Source organism: Thiothrix nivea DSM 5205 (genome assembly GCF_000260135.1).
Classification (GTDB): Bacteria; Pseudomonadota; Gammaproteobacteria; order Thiotrichales; family Thiotrichaceae; genus Thiothrix; species Thiothrix nivea.
Genome location: NZ_JH651384.1, coordinates 54,283 through 74,035 on the forward strand (window position 1 = coordinate 54,283; position 19,753 = coordinate 74,035).

Genomic DNA, 19,753 nt, shown 5'->3' on the forward strand with positions numbered 1-19,753 from the left:
CGATTATTTGACGCGCATTCCGGGCTCCGCACCCGTGTCTGGCGTCAATATAAACAGGTCTTTGCCGCCAGGGCCTGCTGCCAACACCATGCCTTCGGAAACACCGAAACGCATTTTACGTGGGGCAAGGTTGGCAACCATGACGGTCAGGCGGCCTTCCAGATCGGCAGGATCATACGCTGATTTGATGCCTGCGAATACATGGCGGGTTTCCCCACCCAGATCGAGAGTCAGTTGAACCAGTTTGTCTGCCCCTTCGACAGACCCGGCCTTGATGATTTTGGCCACGCGCAAGTCGAGTTTGGCAAAATCGTCATACTGGATGGTTGCGCTGATGGGGTCATCGGCCAGCGGGCCGCTTGCTTTGATGGTTTCTGTTGGTACAGGTATGGCCTGTTGATTGTCTTCAAGCATGGCATCCACCATCGCTGTTTCCACGCGGGTCATGAGGGCGGTGAACTTGGCGATTTCGTGGCCAACCAACGGGGTGGCCGTGCTTGCCCAGGTCAGTTCACCGGCATTCAGGAAGCTTTCTGCATCCGCCGCCAGTTGCGGCAGCACCGGCTTCAGGTAGGTGACAATGGCGCGGAACATATTGATGCCTTGGGTGCAGACATCCTGCACTTCGGCCAGTTTGTCGGGGGCTTTGGCCAGCACCCAGGGTTTTTGTTCGTCAACGTACTGGTTAGCTTTATCCGCCAACGCCATGATTTCACGCATGGCCTGGTTGTAGCGGCGGGTTTCGTAAAGCTCGGCGATACGTTCGGAAGCGTCGCTAAACTCCTGATAAAGCGCACTATCTGGCAGACTGGCTGACAGTTTGTTGTCAAAGCGCTTGCTGATGAAACCGGCGCAGCGCGAGGCGATGTTGACCACCTTGCCTACCAAGTCGCTGTTGACCCGCGCCACGAAATCTTCGAGGTTGAGGTCGATGTCATCCACACCATTGCTAAGCTTGCTGGCAAAGTAGTAACGCAGCCATTCCGGGTTCAGGTGCTTGAGGTAGCTTTCCGCCTGGATGAAGGTACCGCGTGATTTGGACATTTTCGCCCCGTTGACGGTCAGAAAGCCGTGGCAATGGACGGCTGTCGGGGTACGGAAACCCGCCCCGTGCAGCAGCGCAGGCCAGAACAGGGTATGGAAGTAGGCGATGTCCTTGCCGATGAAATGATACACTTCGGCATCACTATCCGGTTTCCAGAACGCATCGAAATCCAGACCCACGCGTTCACACAGGTTCTTGAAACTGGCCAGATAACCGATTGGCGCATCCAGCCATACGTAGAAGTATTTGTCGTCGGTGTCCGGGATTTTGAAACCCCAGTAAGGCGCATCGCGGGAAACATCCCAGTCGCTCAAGCCTTGGTCGGACTCAAACCATTCCATCTGCTTGTTGGCGATTTCCTTTTGTACTGCGCCGCTGCCCAGGAATTCGCGCAGGAATGCCTCGAAATGCCCGAGCTTGAAGAAATAGTGTTCGGTTTCCTTCTCGACTGGCTTCGTACCTGAGATGGCGGAAACGGCATTTTTCAGATCGGTCGGGGAATAGGTCGCGCCACAGGCTTCACAGTTGTCGCCATACTGGTCGGGCGCGCCGCAGCGCGGGCATTCGCCCTTGATGAAGCGGTCGGGCAGGAACATTTTCGCCTGCTCGTCGTAAGCTTGACGGATGGTGCGTTTTTCAATATGCCCGTTGTCACGCGCCGCCTTGTAAATGAATTCGGCGAAATAACGGTTTTCGTCGGAATGCGTGCTGTAGTAATTGTCGAAACCGACATTGAAACCGGCGAAATCACGCTGGTGTTCCTCACCAATACGGGCAATCAGTTGTTCCGGCGTGATGCCTTCCTGCTGGGCGCGCAGCATGATGGGCGTGCCGTGGGTGTCATCGGCGCAGACGTAATAGCATTCGTTGCCGCGCAGCCGCTGGAACCTTGCCCAAATGTCGGTTTGGATATATTCAACCATGTGGCCGAGGTGGATGGGGCCGTTGGCATAGGGAAGGGCGCTGGTGATGAGTATTCTTCTTGGCTTCATTGCTTGCGTCTGATTGTCCTGATGAGAGCGTGATAAGGTATCAGGTTGCAGGGGATTGTGCTACTGCCTTTACCCTGGCCATAAAAGGCGGTTAGGGTAAAAAAGGGCGACCAAGCCTACAATACAATCTTCAGAGCAGGAGTTAATAGGAGCTGATAATGGGTGAAAACGCGAAAATGAGCCTGACGGCCAAGGTTCTGGTTGGCATGGTGCTGGGCATTCTGGTGGGTTTGTTGATCAATGTGACCGGTTTGAACGCGCCGGGCAGTTTTATCAACGAATTCGTGGTAAACGGTTTGTTTCATGTGGTTGGCAAGCTGTTTGTCAATGCCCTGAAAATGCTGGTGGTGCCGCTGGTGCTGTTCTCGCTGATCTGCGGCGTGTGCGGGATCGGCAACCTCAATACGCTGGGGCGGGTGGGTTCCAAAGCTTTCTTGTTGTACATCATGACGACCGCTATCGCCATTGCCACCGCCATACTGTTCGCCGCTTCGGCAGGTATCGGCCAGGGTATGGGGGTAAGGTCTGATGCGGCATTTACGGGCAAGGAAGCGCCGCCGCTGACGGATGTTTTCATCAACATCATTCCGGGTAACCCGATTGCCGCGATGGTCAATGGTGAAATGTTGCAGGTCATTTTTTTTGCCATCCTGGTTGGTGTTAGCCTGTTAATGGTGGGCAGGAAGGCGAAAAGCTTCATTGCAGGCGCTGAAATTGGCAATGAAATCATGATGAAAATGGTCGGCATTGTGATGGCGGCGGCACCTTACGCGGTGTTCGCCCTGATTGCCAAGTCGATGGCGGAACTGGGGCTGGATTTGCTGGCGCAACTGGCGGGTTATGTGCTGGTATAGTCTTTTCATTTTAGTCAGCTACAATAGGACGGATGATCAACTTCCCCATCCTTCATCATGCCGACTTACTACTCTAAGGATCTCCGTGAACGTGTTGTTGCTGCCTATGACAAGAGCAAACATAAATCCCACGTTTGTGGGACGTTTTCCATAGCCCGCAGCACCCTGGACAAATGGTTGGCCCTGAGGGAAGAAACCGGCAGCCTCCAACCCCGGACACATCCCCGCCCTGGGCACAGCCATAAGGTGAAAGACGTTGAAGCTTTTCGGCAATGGGTGGAGAGCGAAACCCCGTTTGAACGCATCGAGGATTTGCTGCCACGCTTTGAAGCGCATTATGGCAAGGCCATTTCTTATCGTGGCCTGCATAAATGGCTGCAACGGATCGGTTGGAGCCATAAAAAAAACGTTCTTTCTACCAGCAAGCCAAACCGCTAGACCGCTGGGTTTTCCTGTGGCTACTTGGGCATCTGGAGAAAAAATACGGTCAGGATCATATCCTGTTTGCGGACGAGGCAGGATTCTACAGCACCGAACGCTATGAGTGGGGCTGGGCAAAAAAAGGGGAGCCTTGTGACATCCCCCGCCCTGGAGGCCGGGGACATAAACGCAACTGGATCAGCGCTATCCGCGCCTCTGATCAAAGCTGGCAAATGCCGTGGGTAGTGACCGGCAACATTAACCGGATGATTGTTGAACAATGGTTGGAAGCCTTGGGAAAATCGTTGCAGCAAGGTCAGGAAAAGCCCAAACCTTATGTGCTTGTCTGGGACAATGCGAGCTTCCATTTAGGCGGTGACCTGGAGGCGATTGCCATGAAATACCAGATTCGTATCATTCAGTTACCCGCTTATTCGCCTGATCTCAACCCCATCGAGCAATGCTGGGCAACCTTGAAACATTATGCGCGTCTGGCCATGGGAAAAGGTAGCACCCTGGACGACGCGATTGATTACGCATTCAACAGACAAAGTGTAGCCGACTAAAATGAAAAGACTATACTGGTTGCCGCCCTGTTCTTCCACCTGTTCATTACCCTGATGCTGACGCTGAAACTGTTGTCGGGGCTGAACCCCTTCACCTTTATCAGCAAAATGCGCAATGTGCAGGTGTTTGCGTTCAGCACTGCCAGTTCCAACGCCACCATTCCTGTCACTTTGCGCACTGTGACCGAACGCCTGGGCGTCAATAATTCGGTGGCGTCTTTTACCGTGCCGTTTGGTGCGACCATCAACATGGATGGCACCGCCATCATGCAGGGGGTGGCGACGGTTTTCATCGCCAATGTCTATGACGTGGAACTGGGCATGAGCGGTTACCTGACCGTGATTGCCATGGCGGTGTTGGCTTCGATTGGTACGGCTGGGGTACCGGGCGTTGGCCTGATCATGCTTTCGATGGTGTTCACCCAGGTGGGTTTGCCGGTGGAAGGGATTGGCCTGATCCTGGGGGTTGACCGCTTGCTGGACATGATCCGTACTGCTGTCAATGTTTCCGGCGATGCCGTGGTTTCCACCATCGTTGCCAAAAGCGAGGGCAAGCTGGATCAGTCGGTGTATGACGATCCGGATGCCGGCGTGGTTACGGATGATGCCCTGGAACTGGATGAAGCGGTGGAGCAGGAACTTGCTGGTGTGGTTGAGGCTACCCATTCACGTAAGGAATAGTGTGCTGAAGACCCTCACCCCCCAACCCCCTTTCCCAGAGGTAGAGGGGGAGCAAGAGAGGTGATGCTTTTCTTAGCCACTCTACCTCTAGGGGTTGGGGTGAGGGATGTAAATCCCCTTACTGGTACAACCCCCCCCGCACAATGTAGTTGGCGGCAAAGTCAGTGTTGAGCGGGTGCAGGATAATGTTGCCCACCAGCAGGCTGGCGTCATTGTTTGGCCCGCTGGAGAGGGTTTTGCCGTCCATGTTGAGGTCGCTCGCCAGATAACCGCGCATGATGAAGTTGGTGTTCGCCTGCTGGTTTTCCGTGTCGGTGATGACATTGCCCAGCAGGGTGGTGACATCGTTGCCTGGCCCGTTGGCCGTCAGGGTGTTACTGGCGTTGAGGTCGCCTGCCCACATCATGGCAACTTTGCCGACAACTAGGCGGCTGTCTTCCCCCTTGACCGCAGTTGAGGATGACGCCAGGTTAAGCAGCCTGGCGGAATGGTCGAGGCTGATGGGGCTGGCGCTGACAATGCCCAGATGGTTGCGGTGGCGCACGCTCACGTAGTAGCTGCCTGCCGGGGTATTGGCGAAATGCAGGTCGGGGGAACCGGTTTGCGGATCCACCAGGTCGCCGTCACGCTGCAACATGACTGCGCGGGTGGCGGCAATCGTGCCCAAGCTGCTGCGCAGGTCGACCAGCGCCCAATCCACGATGGCGTTATTGCCGGTGGCTTCCCGCACCATCGCACTGAGGGTTTCAGTTCCCGCGTGGTTGAATGGCGCGGCCTTGTAGGGTTGCTGGGCTGGCAGCAAGCCCTGGGTGTTCAGCGCATCCGACATCAGGCCGGAAGCGCTGTCGTAAGCCCCCTGTAGCAAGGTGCGAACATTGAGTAATACCCCATCGTCGGTACTATTATTCACGACCGTGACCTTGAAAGTTTTCTTGCCGCTAAGGCCGCCGTCATCGGTAACGGTGACTTCCACTTCGTACAGGTTGTCGCGGTTGGTGTCCGTCGGCGCATCGTAATCCGGGATGCCACGGAAGCGCAGGATGCCGGTTGCGGGCGCAACCTCGAACCGGCTGGCGTCGACGCCACCGGTAATGCTGTAGGTGAGGCCGCTGCCTTCCGCCGTGCCAGCATCCGGGTCTTGTGAAATGATGTCCAGCACATTGGCGGACGAGTCTTCATTGAACGTGACTGCCGCAGCCGAGGTGATGATGGGCGCTTCGTTGACATCCATGACCTGGATGCTGAAATCGCGGGTGTATTGTTGCCCGTTGGCGTAGGTCGCCGTGATCTGGAACTGGTAGACATTGTCCTTGTCGCTGTCCATCGGCACTTCGTAGTTGCCGGGCGCAGGCAGGTAGCCGGGCGGCACGATAGCACGGGTTTCGGCATCAGCACGGGCAGACTTGGTGATGACGATGTTCGGGTTAACCATCTGGATGGTCTGGCAATCCGCTGTGGTTGAGCTGCCAGTAGTAATGGTGAAATATTTTCCATCATTGCCCTTCAGCGCATAGGTAATGGTATTACCGCTTGCATCCTTGGCTTTGATGAAGGCAACGATGTTGCTGTTTTCATCTATGACCAGGTCGGCTGGTGGGAGGGACGGGTCGTTGACCCACTCTTCACAGACCGTGGTGGTGGTGCCGGTGACGGTTCCCGAGAATTCGGAGGTTTCCCTGAATTCTGCGCCTTCCATGCGGGTCAGGGTCACGGCCAGTTTGTCCGTGCCGTTCAAGACCTGGTTGGCGTTGAAGGAGCCTTTGTAATTCTGGTTGCCGCTGGTGGTAACGGTAATGTTGCGTCCACCCAGGTAAATCTGGCCTTCACCGTGGCCGCTGGCGTCTGCTGTGCCGTTCTTGAAGAATTCCATCCGGTAGGTTCCGGATACCACATCAAGGTCAAAGTCATAGGTGATGATCTTGCTGCCATTGGTGATGCCCAGGGTCTTGAACTCAGGGTAGTTAAGCAGGCTGTTCGGGCCGTTGTCAGTATCGCCGACATCATTTTCAGTTACGCCGTAAGCGTCTTCAGTACCACCAACAAGACCAACAAGATCAATACCTAGCCCGCCATTGCCGTGGATACTGTTGCCCAGGATGCTGTTGCTGTTTGTGCTGCCCTGCACATTGACGCCATCACCGCTGAAATGGGTAATTTCCAGACTGCGGATTTGGCTGCCGGTGCTGCCAGCGACCAGCGTCAGGCCATTGCCAGCACCGCCGTTGCCGTTCAGTTCAATCACGGGTACGGCGGTGGTGCTGTTGAAAGTGGCCTGTTTGCTGCCGTCCAGGATCAGGGGTTGGTTGATGTCAGGCAGGAAACTGTTCAGGGTAATGGTCCAGACGCCGCCGCTGTAGTTCGGGTCGGTGGTCGCGAGTTTCAGGACGGCGTTTTCCTTGCCTGCTGGCAAACCGGCCTGTTGCAAGGCTGCGTCACCACCCAGCAGGTTGGCATTGAGGATGAACTGGCGCAGGGAACCCGCGCCGCTATCATTGGTGTTGCTCACCGTATCGAAGTTGAAACCGAAATTCACGTTGGTGAGATCACTTGCTGCCACGGTGACGGCTTGTGCTGCTGTAGCACCCGCCGTGGTTGCCAGGGCTGAATCACTACGGTAGGTGATGACGCCCAGTTCCGTACCTGCGCCATTGTGGGGGCGGGTAGACCCGACGCTGTTAACGTCCAGCCGCACGGTATAGCTGCCTGCCAGGATGCCGGTGAACGTGTAATTGCCGCCGCCCGCCGTTGTGGTAGTGGCAACGATGGTATTGGAGCTGTCGAGCAATTCCACGGTTGCGCCATCAATACCGGCCATGCCCTGGGTTGCGTCGAAGCTACGCGCGGTTCCGCCGTAATTCACGTCTTCAAACACTTTGCCGGACAGATTCTTGGCCGCTGCTGCCGTAACTGCTGCCGAGAATTCGGAGGTATTGTTGCTGGCATCTGTCGCTGTGGAGGTAATGTAGGTTCCGGAAGCAACCGTTGGCAGGGAAACCGTGAAGCTTGCATTGCCGCTGGCGTTGGTTGTAACCGTAGTATTGCCCAAATAGCGCTCACCCTCGCCGTAACCGGTCGGATCAGCCGTGGTATTGGCGAAGAATTCAAGCGTAAATGTCGCGTTGGCAATGCTGTTTAATGTACCGGAAACTGATGTATTGGCTCCGGTCAGGGTTGCACTTGCCAGAACCGGGTAGTTTTGTAATGCGTTCGGGGCGGATGCCGGGTCAGTGTCTCCCACATCGTTCGGCGTCACGCCGTCCAGTTCCCACGGCGGTGTGGAACTGCCGCCTTCCAGGTCGATGCCGATACCACCGTTGGAATGAATCGAGTTGCCGCTGATGCGGATATTACGCCCTGCCGGGCCCGTCCAGAATGAGCCAATCCCGGCGCTGGTATTATGGGCGATGATGTTACACGTACCGGTACATGCGCCGTTGACGGTAACACCCGCAGTGCCGCCAATCAGGCCGACGCCATCCGTATTGTAATAACCGATACCGAATCCGCTATTGCCGAGGGCGGTTGTGCCATCAGCGCCCACGCCGATGTAGTTGCCCTGAACCACGCCATTGGTGGAACCGCCACCGTAGAAATAGATACCAAATGCGCCGTTGCCGGAAATGATGTTGCGCTTGTCAGCAGTCGTGCCACCGATTTTCATGCTGTCGCCTTCGGCAGCAATACCACCCAGCATATTCGGCTTGGCGACCAGACCGCTGGCGCTTACACCAATGTAACTACATTCCACCGTGTTGTTGGTTTGCAGCGTATTGCTGGTCGGGAAGTTGATCGGGAAGCGCGACAACAGGATGCCATAGCGGCTGAAGTCATTGATGATCAGACCCTTGACGGTGCTGTTGGATGCATACAAACCAAGACCATCTACGTTGACGCCAGCCGAACCACCGTTGATTTCAATCAGTGGTTTGGGGCAGGTCGTGCCCGGCTGGGATGCACCATCAATGATCACTGACTGGGTGATGCCCGGTAATGCTGATGTCGGTTTGATCGACCAGTATTCATCACCGTTGCTGGCTATACCATCCGGGTTGGTATAGCCCGGCTGGGAAGTCGGGATATTGAAGGTGATGGTATCGGTTGCCGGTGTCGAGTTGGCGCATTCGAGTGCATCCCGCAAAGAGCCTGAACTGTTGGTGGCATTGTCCGTATCCGCCGTCGTGGTGACTACCAGTGAACAGGGGGTGGTATATACCACCGTTGGTGAGAATTCGGACGTACCCGTGCCACCAAGGGTCGCGGTTGCGGTCAGAATATCACCTTCCACTACGCCAACAGGGGTTGGAATCGTGATACTGAAAGCTTTCATGCCTGTCTGGTTGTTGCCGTCGGCATCCGTTGCCAGCGCACAGTTGCTGCTGTCGGCATCGGCGGCGCTGCCTTCCACGAAACTGGTCAGGTAGGTTTGGCCTTCGCCGTAATCGTTGGATAAACTAAACTTGTTGTCACCGACTGCCGCCGCCCCGCCAGGGCTGACATCCGCTTCAAACAGTTCTACGGTTGCTCCTGTTGGTGCACAGCCTTTGAGGATCAGGTTGCTGCCAGACAAGGATACTTGTGAAAAGATCGGGAAGTTGAGCAAGCTGTTCGCGCCCGTGTCGGCATCATTGACATCGTTGGTTGTGATGCTGCCGTTGGTGTCGCCAGCCTCAAGGTTGATGCCCAGACCACCGTTAGCGTAGATGCTATTTTGGGAAATAATCGCGGCTTTTGCGGTGCCGCCACCATTGAAGTTCCAGGCATGAATGCCATCCCAGCCGTTGTGGGCAATCAGGTTGTCACTAATGAGGTTTAAGTCGGCGGAGCTGATGATCTCGATACCGTGTAGGTTGCCGATATTGGTGGCACTATGCAATGGGTCAGTACCAATGAAGTTGAAACTGACCGTATTGTTTTTGGAACTGCGGATTTTGACCCCCGCATTCTGGAAGCGGTTGATGGCGAGGTATTTGACGGTGCTGCCACCGTTAGTACCCGACAGGATCAGACCGTTATGCCATTGGTCCAGGTTTTTGACAATGGTGCCATCCAGTTCAATAACGGGGCGGTTGGCGAAGGCAAAGCCTGCCCGTGCCGGTTGTGTGGAGGCGTCAATGATTACATCGTCACCGATTTCTGGCATGGCTGTTGCCACCGCAATGCTCCAGTACTGGTTGGCGGCATTGAATTTGGGGTCGCTGGTGGGTAGCTCGAAAATGGCATTTTCTTTGCCAGCCGTGCGCCCGGTTTGTGCCAGCGTGGCTTCTCCACCCAGCAGGTTACTGTTGAGGATAAACTGGCGCAGGGAGCCTTGCAGGGCATCATTGGTGTTGACGACGGTATTGAAGTTGAAGCCGAAATCCACCCCGCTGATGTCGCTGCCGGAAAGGGTAAGCGGTGTGACAGATTGGGCCTGCTTGCCAGCCAGCGTACCGCCGCTGAAGGTAAATGTGGTGGTGTTCAGGGTTGCGATGCCATCGTGTACCTCGGCATCCGTGGCATCAGGCTTGCGCCCACCGACTTCGTTGGTTACAGCCGTCAGGCCGTTGGAGCGGTAGGTCTGGACGCCCAGTTCGGTGCCGTTGGAACCGGAACGGGTGGAGTTGACTGTGCTGTTGACGACGCGGACGTAGTAGGTGCCAGTGGGGACATTGGCCAGACTGTAGCTACCGTCTGCCGCCGTGCTGGTCGTGCTGACGAAATTGCCGCTGGCATCATACAGCTCAACCGTAGCGCCACCGACGCCTGCCGCACCGCTGGCGTTGGCATCACGGCCAGCGCCGCCGCCGTAGTTCACATCCTCAAAGACTTTACCTGAAAGGTTTTTGGCCGTACTTATAGTCAGTGCATAATCCTCCACCTCGCCGTCGCTGGCGGCGGCAGTACTGCTTAGGCCGGTATCAGTAGACAAGCGGAAACGTGCGAAGGTGCCTGTAATAGTGTTCGGCACAGCGGCAAAACCCGTAAAGCTGAGTGCTGCTGCCGGGTTGGTCGCGCCGCTTGGTACAGAGACGCTGGCGCTTTCCCCCGCATCCGCAAAGTCGCCATCGCCGTTGAAGTCGATGAAGCCGTACAGCGTCGCCGCGCCGCCGGTGGTGTTGCTGACGCTGATATTGGCTGCCGGAATGCTGTAGCTGGTGTCGCCCTGGGCCAGATCTGGGAAGGTGCTGATGCCGTCTTCGTCATCCGTACCGTCTGTGTCATCACCATCGGCATTGGCGCTGGCCAGGGAGGTGCTATCGGGGTCAATGGTTGCACCCAACCGGATGCCGTTGACAATCGTATGTGTCGCCTCACCGTAGGCCGTTGCACCTGCTGTGCCATCCGGTGCTGTCGAGCCATCGGCAGGGGCATCAGAAGAATCATGCTCACCGCAGGCGCAGCCCGGCAGGCTCTTGAAGCCCAGCGAAGCTGTAATCACCCGATTGGGCGTGTCATCAATATTGTAGGTGATGGATTCGCCACAGCTACGCGCCGCCGCCCCAACCGTTATGCCTGGGCTGTCACCGAATGCAATCGAATGTAACAGGGTAGTATCAGGGGATGTCGCGGTGAATGTCCGCAAACCTTTTCCTGACAGAATTGAGCTGAAAAGGAATGAAGATGAGCCCAACGCTGGTGTGGTGTAGGTTGTCCCTGGATTGGGATCCGCTACGCTGGAAAATTCCGGTGTCGCTGTCTGATCAATATTGAAGAAGGTATAGGCAGCGAGCATCCAGTCGGTTTCAGACCCGGCATCAATGCCGTTGTGATTATAATCCGGCGTTACCATAAAGGCATGGGGACCGCCGCTTGGTATGTCGGCTTCCTTGAGATACCAATAGGATTGCGCGCCATTGGCGATACCCGTGCCCATGCCCACGGTTTCATCACCAAGGTGGGTCATTGGCACGCCGCCGTAAGTGACGCCGGATATGGGCAGGTACGCATCTGTCGAGCCATCGATACCTTCGAAGCTGCTGACAAACACGAGTACTCTGTCACTGCCGGAAGGTGGTGTATATGTTAGGACATGACGTGACCAGTCATAGGACGTATCAACATAACCTACTTCGATGTGAGAGATACTGTTTGGCAGGATACCTGTGCATTGCCCGGAACCACCAACCTGTGGATTAGGTTCTTTTGTCGGCAAGCTGTATATGGCCAATGCATAGTCTTCCACCTCACCATCACTGGCGGTAGTGGTGCTGTTCAGCCCGCTATCGGTGGACAGACGGAAGCGTGCAATCGTGCTGGAGATGGACGGCACTACTGCAAAGCCGCTGAAGGTGAGGGCAGAAGACGGATTTGTTGCGCCATTCGCCACTGTAGCGGTAGCTGTTTCACCCGCATCTGCAAAGTCGCCATCGCCGTTGAAGTCGATGAATCCATACAGGGTTGCATTGCCACCTGTGGTATTGGTCACGCTGATATTGGCTGCTGGGATGCTGTAGCTGGTATTCCCTTGCGTCAATACAGGGAAGGTACTGATGCTGTCTTCGTCATCGCTGCCGTTAGTATCATCTCCATCAGCATTGGTGCTTGCCTGGCTAACGCTATCAGCGTCGATGGTTGCGCCCAACTGGATGCTGGAAACAATGGTATGCGTGGCTTCACCGTATGCATTGGTGTTGTTGCCGTTGGGCGCGGTTCCACTTATGGGGGCATCGCCACGATCAACAACATTACAACTGGAACCTGCTGCATAAATGGCGGGCACAACAATATCCTGACGGTCGCTGCTAGTTGTGTTCCACAGCCAGAAAATGTCTTGTACCGGGTACTGGGTTTCACCATTCACGCCGTTCACCCGGTCAGCCACCTTCCCGGCCAGGGCTTTCATGGCGACACGTTGCTCAGCCGTGTAATTGCTGTTGGTGTCGAGGTGGGCAGCGCTCATGCCGTCAAGGTCTTCAGCGTAGTAGGTGTAGAACCAGGTCATGTAATGCAGCAGGTCATCCAGTCGTCGCTGGTTGTTGCCGCTGCCAAATGCGCTGGCGATGCCAAACACGATGTCCGGGTCAGTCAGGGCGGCATAACTACGGGCGATTTTTTCACGCTGGAGCGCCGTCAGCCCTTGCCGGTCGGAAGCATTTACCGAGTAGTTGTCTCCTGCTTGCGGGTCGCCTTCCGTGCGTTCTGAACAGAAACCCACGACATGTTTGCCATCGAATTCAAAGTCATAGGTGTTGGGGTGGGAATTGGCGATACTGTCATTGGAAATACCGGTCGCGCCATTGTTCAGGCAGCCGGTAGCGACAGTATTAGTCAGGCCGAACCCATAGCCGGATGTTTGTACACCGGTTGCCGGGCTGGTCAGCGCAATAGTCCAGTAGCTGCCCGACAGGCTGGCGTCAGAATCCAGCGTCGTGTCCGAACCTGCGTGCAGTGTGGTTATTGCCCAGCCAGATACAGGTGACTGGTTATCCAGTTTGGATATGCGTAACTGGTAGTTGGTGGAAACTTGCAAGCCATCTGTGCTGCTGAACTGATATTGGCCATTGGTATCGGTGATAGTGCTGGCAACAACGGTACTGGTGGCCGGGTCATATAGCTCGACGCTAGCCCCCTGAATGTAACTACCCGCACCATCGTTTTGGATGCCATCGCTATTCGCATCGAACCAGACTTTGCCACTTAACCCACTTTTGCTTGCAGAGGCGCAAAATTCAAGGCTGGAAGCCCCCCCCGTTGGGACGTTGTCACCATAAAGGGAATTGCTGGTGATCAGGGTTGCAATGGCTGTTGCATTATCTACCCGGTAAAAATCATTGAAGGTCAGAATAAAGAGATTACCCTTGCCATCATTGAACAGGGGGTTGGTTCCCGTAATGCTTGATCCATTCGTTCTTTTAATTATTTTATTGAAAAGGATATTCCCTGTACCTGAGTCAATTTTGATGAGGTGTGTAGTCGTGTCAGGAGCCTGGACTGTCCAGTAAAGATAGCCGTCACTCCACGCCAGGTCACCACCGTTGCCAGGCGAATGAATACTGACGGAACTCACATCAACCACCTGTGTAACCAGTGACGGGGTTTCCGGTTTAAATTTGACAATGGATAGTTTGGACGCATAGAAGGCCTGGGTATAGAGATAGCCCTCAGTGTCTCCCACAAATGCTGTACTGCCATTGGCTCCGGTGATCGTACCGTGATTGGCGATGATTTTATTGGCGGTACTTTTTGAAAGGTCAACTTCAAGAACCTGATCATTGTTATTCAATATAAAGACACGCCCGCTACTATCGTAAGTAACATCGTGATACTGGCTCAGTCCGGCAGTTGTGGACGACAAACCGGAAGCTTGTAAGGTAGTGTTATTCCAGTCGAACGATACGATCTGGTCTGCATTATATTTTGACAGCAGCATTTTTTCATTTGATGAAGTGGTGCAGGCTGGTGGAATGCCGTTATCAATTCCGAAGTTTTGGTCAGCGGTAGTATTTCCAGCAGTGACGTTAACGTTTGCCAACGGATTGGTCGTACCGATAGTGGAACCCGCTGGCAATTCAGGATCTGTCGTATCAACCTCAACCTGATAGGTATCCGGGGCGACGCCAGTGAAAGAATACGCCCCGTTGGTATCCGTTACCGCCGTTTGAAGTTCTGTGGTTTTGGTGCTGTCAAACAGTCTGACGGTAATGTTGGGCAGTTTGCTTTCGGCAGCATCCAGCGTGTCGTTGTTGGGATTATTGTCGGTGTAGACCGTGCCGGTGATGATGCCGGTCGGGCAGCTGGTTTCGCCGTCACGGCCATCGTCGGTGGTATTCAGGATGGTGTAAACATGCCGACCAGAGGCCGCCGGAGCGGTGAAGCTGACCACAATTTGCGAAACCAGTACATCCGGCGTCAGCAGGCCGAAGCTGCGGTGATCATTGGCATTATCGGTGCTGGTCAGGGTCGCTGTCGCTGCATTCCATGCCGGAGCTTGTGCAACCGGATCAGGATTTGCCCATACACTCAGGTCTCCAGTGCGATAACGCCAGCCGCTGAAATCAGTAATGGTATTGCCGCTACTGTCTTTGGCGGTAAGAGTAACTGTGTCGTCTTCATCCAAATCCAGTAACAACAGGTCAACGTTACCGGTCGGTTGGTCGAAATCGTAAGTGACCGTGGTAGTACCGCCACTTCCCGGCCCCATATAAATGGCAGTGCCGCTGGCAGGCAGGTTTTCATCCAGCCAGGATTGTTGGCGTGCGCCGCTATCAATGGCAGTGTCGCTCGCATAATGTGCACCACTGTCCTGGGTAACGGTGATGTCGACCGTGCCGTAGCCCGGTAATACCCGATCCGCGTAAGTAAACGAATTGATGCCACTGACCAGACTGGTAGGCATGTCACCGAGTTCCAGTAAGCCGGTGCTACCGGAAGGCGTTACACAATAATTGTTACTGTAAGAGGAGTAACTGTAACCAAAATCCAGCCCGTGGTTGTTTTCCCCGGCACTACCGACAGTAAAGCTGATTTCTGCCGTACCGCTATTATCCACAGCATCTGAATCACGGATGTCGGTAAAGCTGCTATTGTCTGTCTTGGCATCCGCGTCCTGCGTGGTTAATGTGTAGCTATTCAAGGTGGCCTGGCTACTGTCGATCTTCAGGGTACAGTTTTCGCCAGCATCCATGAACATGGCGTTGCCGCCCGGATTGATACCTGAAGCCGGTTTATTGGAAAAGTAGTACTCACCATTGGCATCGGTTGTAGCAGTTTCCGAATCAATGCCACATTGCAGGGTAACATCAACGCTGGCGATACCAGCCTCATCAGCGTCCTGGATGCCATCGCTGTCGCTGTCCAGCCAGACGCGGTTGCCGATTTCGGTGGGGGCAGGGTCACACAACACTTCCAGTTCACCCATGCCGGTGCTTTTGCCCAGCGTTGCCCATGAAATGTGGTAGCTGTTGTCTTTAGCCCCGGTACGGTTGTTTAACCAGACTACGCCATTGGAACCCCAGCTATTCGCATCGTAAGCCGATGCCAGTACATGTTCCTTGCCTGGCGCGAATGCCAGGCCACCAGCAGCGATTTCATTCATGCTTTCCCAGGCATTATCCGACGGGCCCAAATCACCCCAGTAATACTCCTGCGTACTTTTGCTGTCTTTGGGAATGGCGGTGCTACAGCCCGGTTCGGAATCAGTCAGGTAGCCTGTATCGGTTTTACACAGGCGCAGCACATCACCCATGGTATCGGCATAATCCAGGGTTGGGTCGTCACAGGCTGGTTCATCATACGAATTCGTGCCTTTTTGCAGTCCTGCGCGGTCAATAATTCCCACAATGATCGAGCCATCAGTGTCGAACTCAAGGTTGGCCACAATGGGGGAATGGAATTGCGGGCGAACATTCACGGCATCTGCCTGCGGCAACCAGCCTGACCATGCATCAGGGCTGTTGGTTCCATAACGGCTACGTGGCTGATTGATGGCGAAATCTTTCACATGACTGAAACCAGACGCTGCATTGGCAGGGTCAAAGCGCAGTATATGCCCCCGAACCAGACTTGGATTGTAAGGGTCACTGGCGGCATCACACACACCGCCCACATACACATAGCCACGATGGTATTTGACTGCCCATGGGCGGAATGTCCCTGAGGTGCAACTCTGGTTCATGGCATAACCACCCAATACATCTGCTGCTGTAGGGCTGGTGGCTGGGCTGGCATTGTTGATGCCATAGAGCTTGCGGTCATTCAGGTTGACCAGCCACAAACGGTTGTTGGGTTCATCATAGTCGATGTCGCCTACCCCACGTTTACCGACCATATCCCAGGCAGCGACATCATGTGAAGGCAACCAGGGGCCGTTGGCGAGGTTATTGCAGCTATCAGCAGGATTCCTTACATCATCACCTGTGTCGATACCAATGGTGCGCAAGTCAACATAAGCGGCTGCGCCAGTATATGCAGCACCGGGATCCGTCATATCAATCTTGTAAATACCGCCAGTACCTAATGGCCCCAAACCGCTGAAACGCCGCATGGTTGCCGAGGCATACAAGGTTTTGGTGGTTTTTTGGTAAGCCATTCCCCACAGCGCCCCTGTCTGGCTGGTGTTGGCTTTAGTGACCGGGGGCGGAGTCTGGTTATCATGATTGCCTGTTGCGTCGTAAGGGAAGGTGAACAGGCTGGCATAATTGCCAACATCGGCAATGTCAGGGTCGCCGTTGACAAAGTTGAATGCGGCAACCGCCGGGGTGGCCTGACAGTATTCTACCGGGTCACTGACACCCAGGTTAGCTGCACAGTTGCCGCTGGCCGTGACAAAGCGCACTGTACTTGCGGCATCTGTACCGACTACGCCGGGGTGGAGTCCGTTGGGCAAATTGGTGTATTCCAGCCGGTATGGTGCCCCCGCTGTTAGCCCGACCAAAGTATACCAGCCCCGTGAGTCAGTAGTGGCAGTAGCTGCTAACGTATCCGTACTGTCGTAAGCCGTAACCACAACCCCGGCAACCCCTTCTTCCTGGCGTTCGCGTATACCGTTTTGGTTGTAATCGCGGAAGGCAATCCCGCCAAACTCTCCCGCGCTGGCATTACATGCCAGATCAAACCCAAAGTCCTGGTTGGCCAGTGTGCTGTTGGGGGTAACCACCACGTCTGCCAGCGGGTTGGTAGTGCCGATATGGGCACTCGCTGGCAAGTCAGCGTCACGGGTGTCGACCTCAATCCGGTAATGCAGTGCAGGGCTGATGTCGGTAAAGCTGTAAGTACCGTCCGTTGTGGTCGTCGTCGTTGTTACCTGAGTGTCATCGTTGGTTATGGTCGCTGTGCCATTATTGTCATACAGCATGACCGTGACATTGGCCAGGCCACTGTCTGTGCCAGCGTTAAAGGTGTCACTGCTGTCAGTGTCCGCATACACCGTGCCGGAAATGTTGCTGGTAGGGCAGGTGGAAGCAACGGCTACGGCCACGTCGTCAATGATTAACTCGTTACCCTTTTTGTCAATCGGGAACCCGCCCACCGTACACCATGCCCCGGAAATGCTGGAGTTCGGGTCACACCAGCCGCCATCGGTACCAATATGCCCGTAATTCACAAAGCGGATGGTGGATGATGTGCCGACAGCGGTAAATTCGATACGGTATCGCTGGATGCCTTCGCCTTGCCCAGGTGCTTTGAAATGTACCGACCCACTCGGTGTATCCACCCGCATGACGCCGGACGACCATGTACCACCTTCAGGAATGGCAGAGAAATACAAGCGGTAGCGCTGCCCAGGCGTTGAAGAAAAAGTACGCGACAGCATGACGGGTTCGGGGCCCCAGTCAGATTCCCCTAAATTGACACCGGGCGTTACATCATCGGGGTCAGTGCGCAACTCGATGGCGTCAGGTGGGTTGAGCATCCTGCCATTGCCATCAAACTCCAGGGCTGCCCCTGTGTCGGGGTAATACCGGCGTATCATGCCATTACCGAAGTAGATGGAGCGCCCTTGGGTTGCGGTAAACGGCGAGACTTCCACCGTGCGAGCGTAGGTATCGTTACCACCGCCAGTGGCAGTCCAGCCGCCGCGGATCACAAAGGGGGTTGCCGACGTATGTTCCCCGAAATATTGTTCGGTGGCCAAATCATCAAAGTTATCACTGAAAATGGTGCTGCTACAGGTTTGCTCTTCACCGCGCACAATGGTGACATCAGGGCTGTCGGGGGGAATATCCATTGCCACCGCAATTGGAAAATCTTCCACTTCACCATTGCTGGCATGATTAGCTGGTGTGCTGGCCGTGACGGTTACATCGGTAGTCAGGCGCAAACGTATAAACGTTGTACCCAACTCAATGTCACTCGGAATGGTATTCCAGGTTAATGTAACTGTTGCATCGGTATTATCTGCTACGCTGATCGAAGCGGCTTCATCCAGATCAAATGCACCATTTTGGTCAAAGTCAATCCAGCCATAGAGGTTTCCAGCCGAGCCAGTCGTATTGGTTGTCTTGATGTCGATACTGTAGCTGAGCGCTGTCATTTTCAGGATAGGAAACAGCGTGATGGCTGGGTTGCCATATTGTTTGGGCGCGCCATCCTCATCATCCCCGTCGCCCATCGCATTATGGGTGTTCTGGCTGGCCGTTTCAGCATCGGGGGCATTATTTCCCAGGTGGATGCCTGCCACGATATGGTGGCTGGCATCGCCATAGCTGGCTGGTGCATCGCCATAATCCTTGTCAGTCAATACAGGGTCAAAGCCAAAGTTCTTGTTGGCGGTTGTTCCACCAGCAGGTATGACGACCAGTGTCAGTGGGTTGTCAGTACCAATGACTGCACCTGCTGGCAGGTCGGTATCTGTGGTATCCACCACCAGCCGGTAGGTCTGGTTGGGATCCAGGCCATTGAAGCTGTAGGAACCATCCGTTGTGGAGGTGTCGGCATAAGCGATGAAGGTGTCATCCGCCGTATTGGAGGGCGTGAAGTTCTCGTTATAGAGCGTCACCCGGATATTGCCTAGCCCTGAATCACCAGCGTCGTAGCTATCGCTGCCATTGCTGTCAAGATACACCTGGCCACTGATACCACCAGTAACAGGGTTGCCGGTAAAGTCCAGCCAGACCCGCCGGAATGTCCCACTGGTGCTGGAACCATAATCATCACAAACACCCAGCACCCAGTCGCCCTGGGCATTTTCACCATTGAAGCTGGCCAATGTGGCAGAACCTTCCGGATTGAACTGATTTTCGTAATAGGGGCTGGATGTGTTGTGGTTGGTCGCTGTGGTTGTGCCAATGGCAGAGGCAATATCATTACTAAAACTGTCATCCAGCAGAATGTCGATATGGTCAGCATTGCCCCCGACATCGGTGAACAGGAATATGCTGGTTCCGCTTGGGGAGGTCAGTTTGACATCCAGATCCTGACGGCGGGCGTGAGAAATGGTGATGCCAACATTCAGATCGGTGACTGTAAAGTTATCGCCAACAGGAATGGTGATATTGGTGTAACCACTGGAACATCCACCGTTTGGGATGCTAGTTGATGTCGTGTTCTGGTAAGTAAAGGCCGCAGCATTTGCCGACCCGCCTGATACGACTGTCAATAGCAGCCAGACAAACAGGATTTGCAGGGCAAAACCCAATGTGTTTCCGTAGAATCGGTTCTCGGGCATTGAGGTCTTCATTGTAATCATTCCGTTATCATTATGATTATTCGGCATTTATTGTTTTACCCAATTTATATTTTATAATTATTATTTATAAGTATATCATTCCAGGATAT

At 54.6% G+C, this 19,753-nt stretch carries 6 protein-coding genes; 4 read left to right on the forward strand and 2 right to left on the reverse strand.

All coding sequences use genetic code 11. From position 1 onward, the window contains the following. Positions 1-3: 3 nt before the first annotated feature. Complete coding sequence (gene metG / locus THINI_RS00605; RefSeq protein ID WP_002706707.1) at positions 4-2,037, reverse strand: methionine--tRNA ligase; 2,034 nt, start codon at positions 2,035-2,037, stop codon at positions 4-6. 158 nt (positions 2,038-2,195) lie between these two features. Between metG and THINI_RS00610 the strand changes: the two genes are divergently transcribed. The 4 genes from THINI_RS00610 to THINI_RS00625 all read left to right on the forward strand — a co-directional run bounded on the left by THINI_RS00610 (position 2,196) and on the right by THINI_RS00625 (position 4,558). After that, entirely contained in the window at positions 2,196-2,891 is a 696-nt protein-coding gene (locus THINI_RS00610; protein WP_040839774.1) for a dicarboxylate/amino acid:cation symporter, read from the forward strand. 57 nt (positions 2,892-2,948) lie between these two features. Continuing rightward, complete coding sequence (locus THINI_RS26160) at positions 2,949-3,329, forward strand: helix-turn-helix domain-containing protein (RefSeq protein WP_040838909.1); 381 nt, start codon at positions 2,949-2,951, stop codon at positions 3,327-3,329. Between the two features lie 62 nt (positions 3,330-3,391). Then, positions 3,392-3,877 (forward strand): transposase, encoded by a 486-nt coding sequence (locus THINI_RS26165; protein WP_245536675.1) that lies wholly within the window; start codon positions 3,392-3,394, stop codon positions 3,875-3,877. A gap of 15 nt (positions 3,878-3,892) precedes the next feature. Further along, positions 3,893-4,558 carry a dicarboxylate/amino acid:cation symporter gene (locus tag THINI_RS00625; protein ID WP_281054684.1) on the forward strand — a complete coding sequence of 222 codons (666 nt, stop codon included), beginning with the start codon at positions 3,893-3,895 and terminating at the stop codon, positions 4,556-4,558. Between the two features lie 118 nt (positions 4,559-4,676). On the opposite strand, the gene THINI_RS00630 is transcribed toward THINI_RS00625, so the two are convergent. Next, the gene (locus tag THINI_RS00630) at positions 4,677-19,643 is read right to left on the reverse strand and encodes an SdrD B-like domain-containing protein (RefSeq protein WP_169314572.1); all 14,967 of its coding nucleotides are present in this window, start codon (positions 19,641-19,643) and stop codon (positions 4,677-4,679) included. Positions 19,644-19,753: the final 110 nt, after the last annotated feature.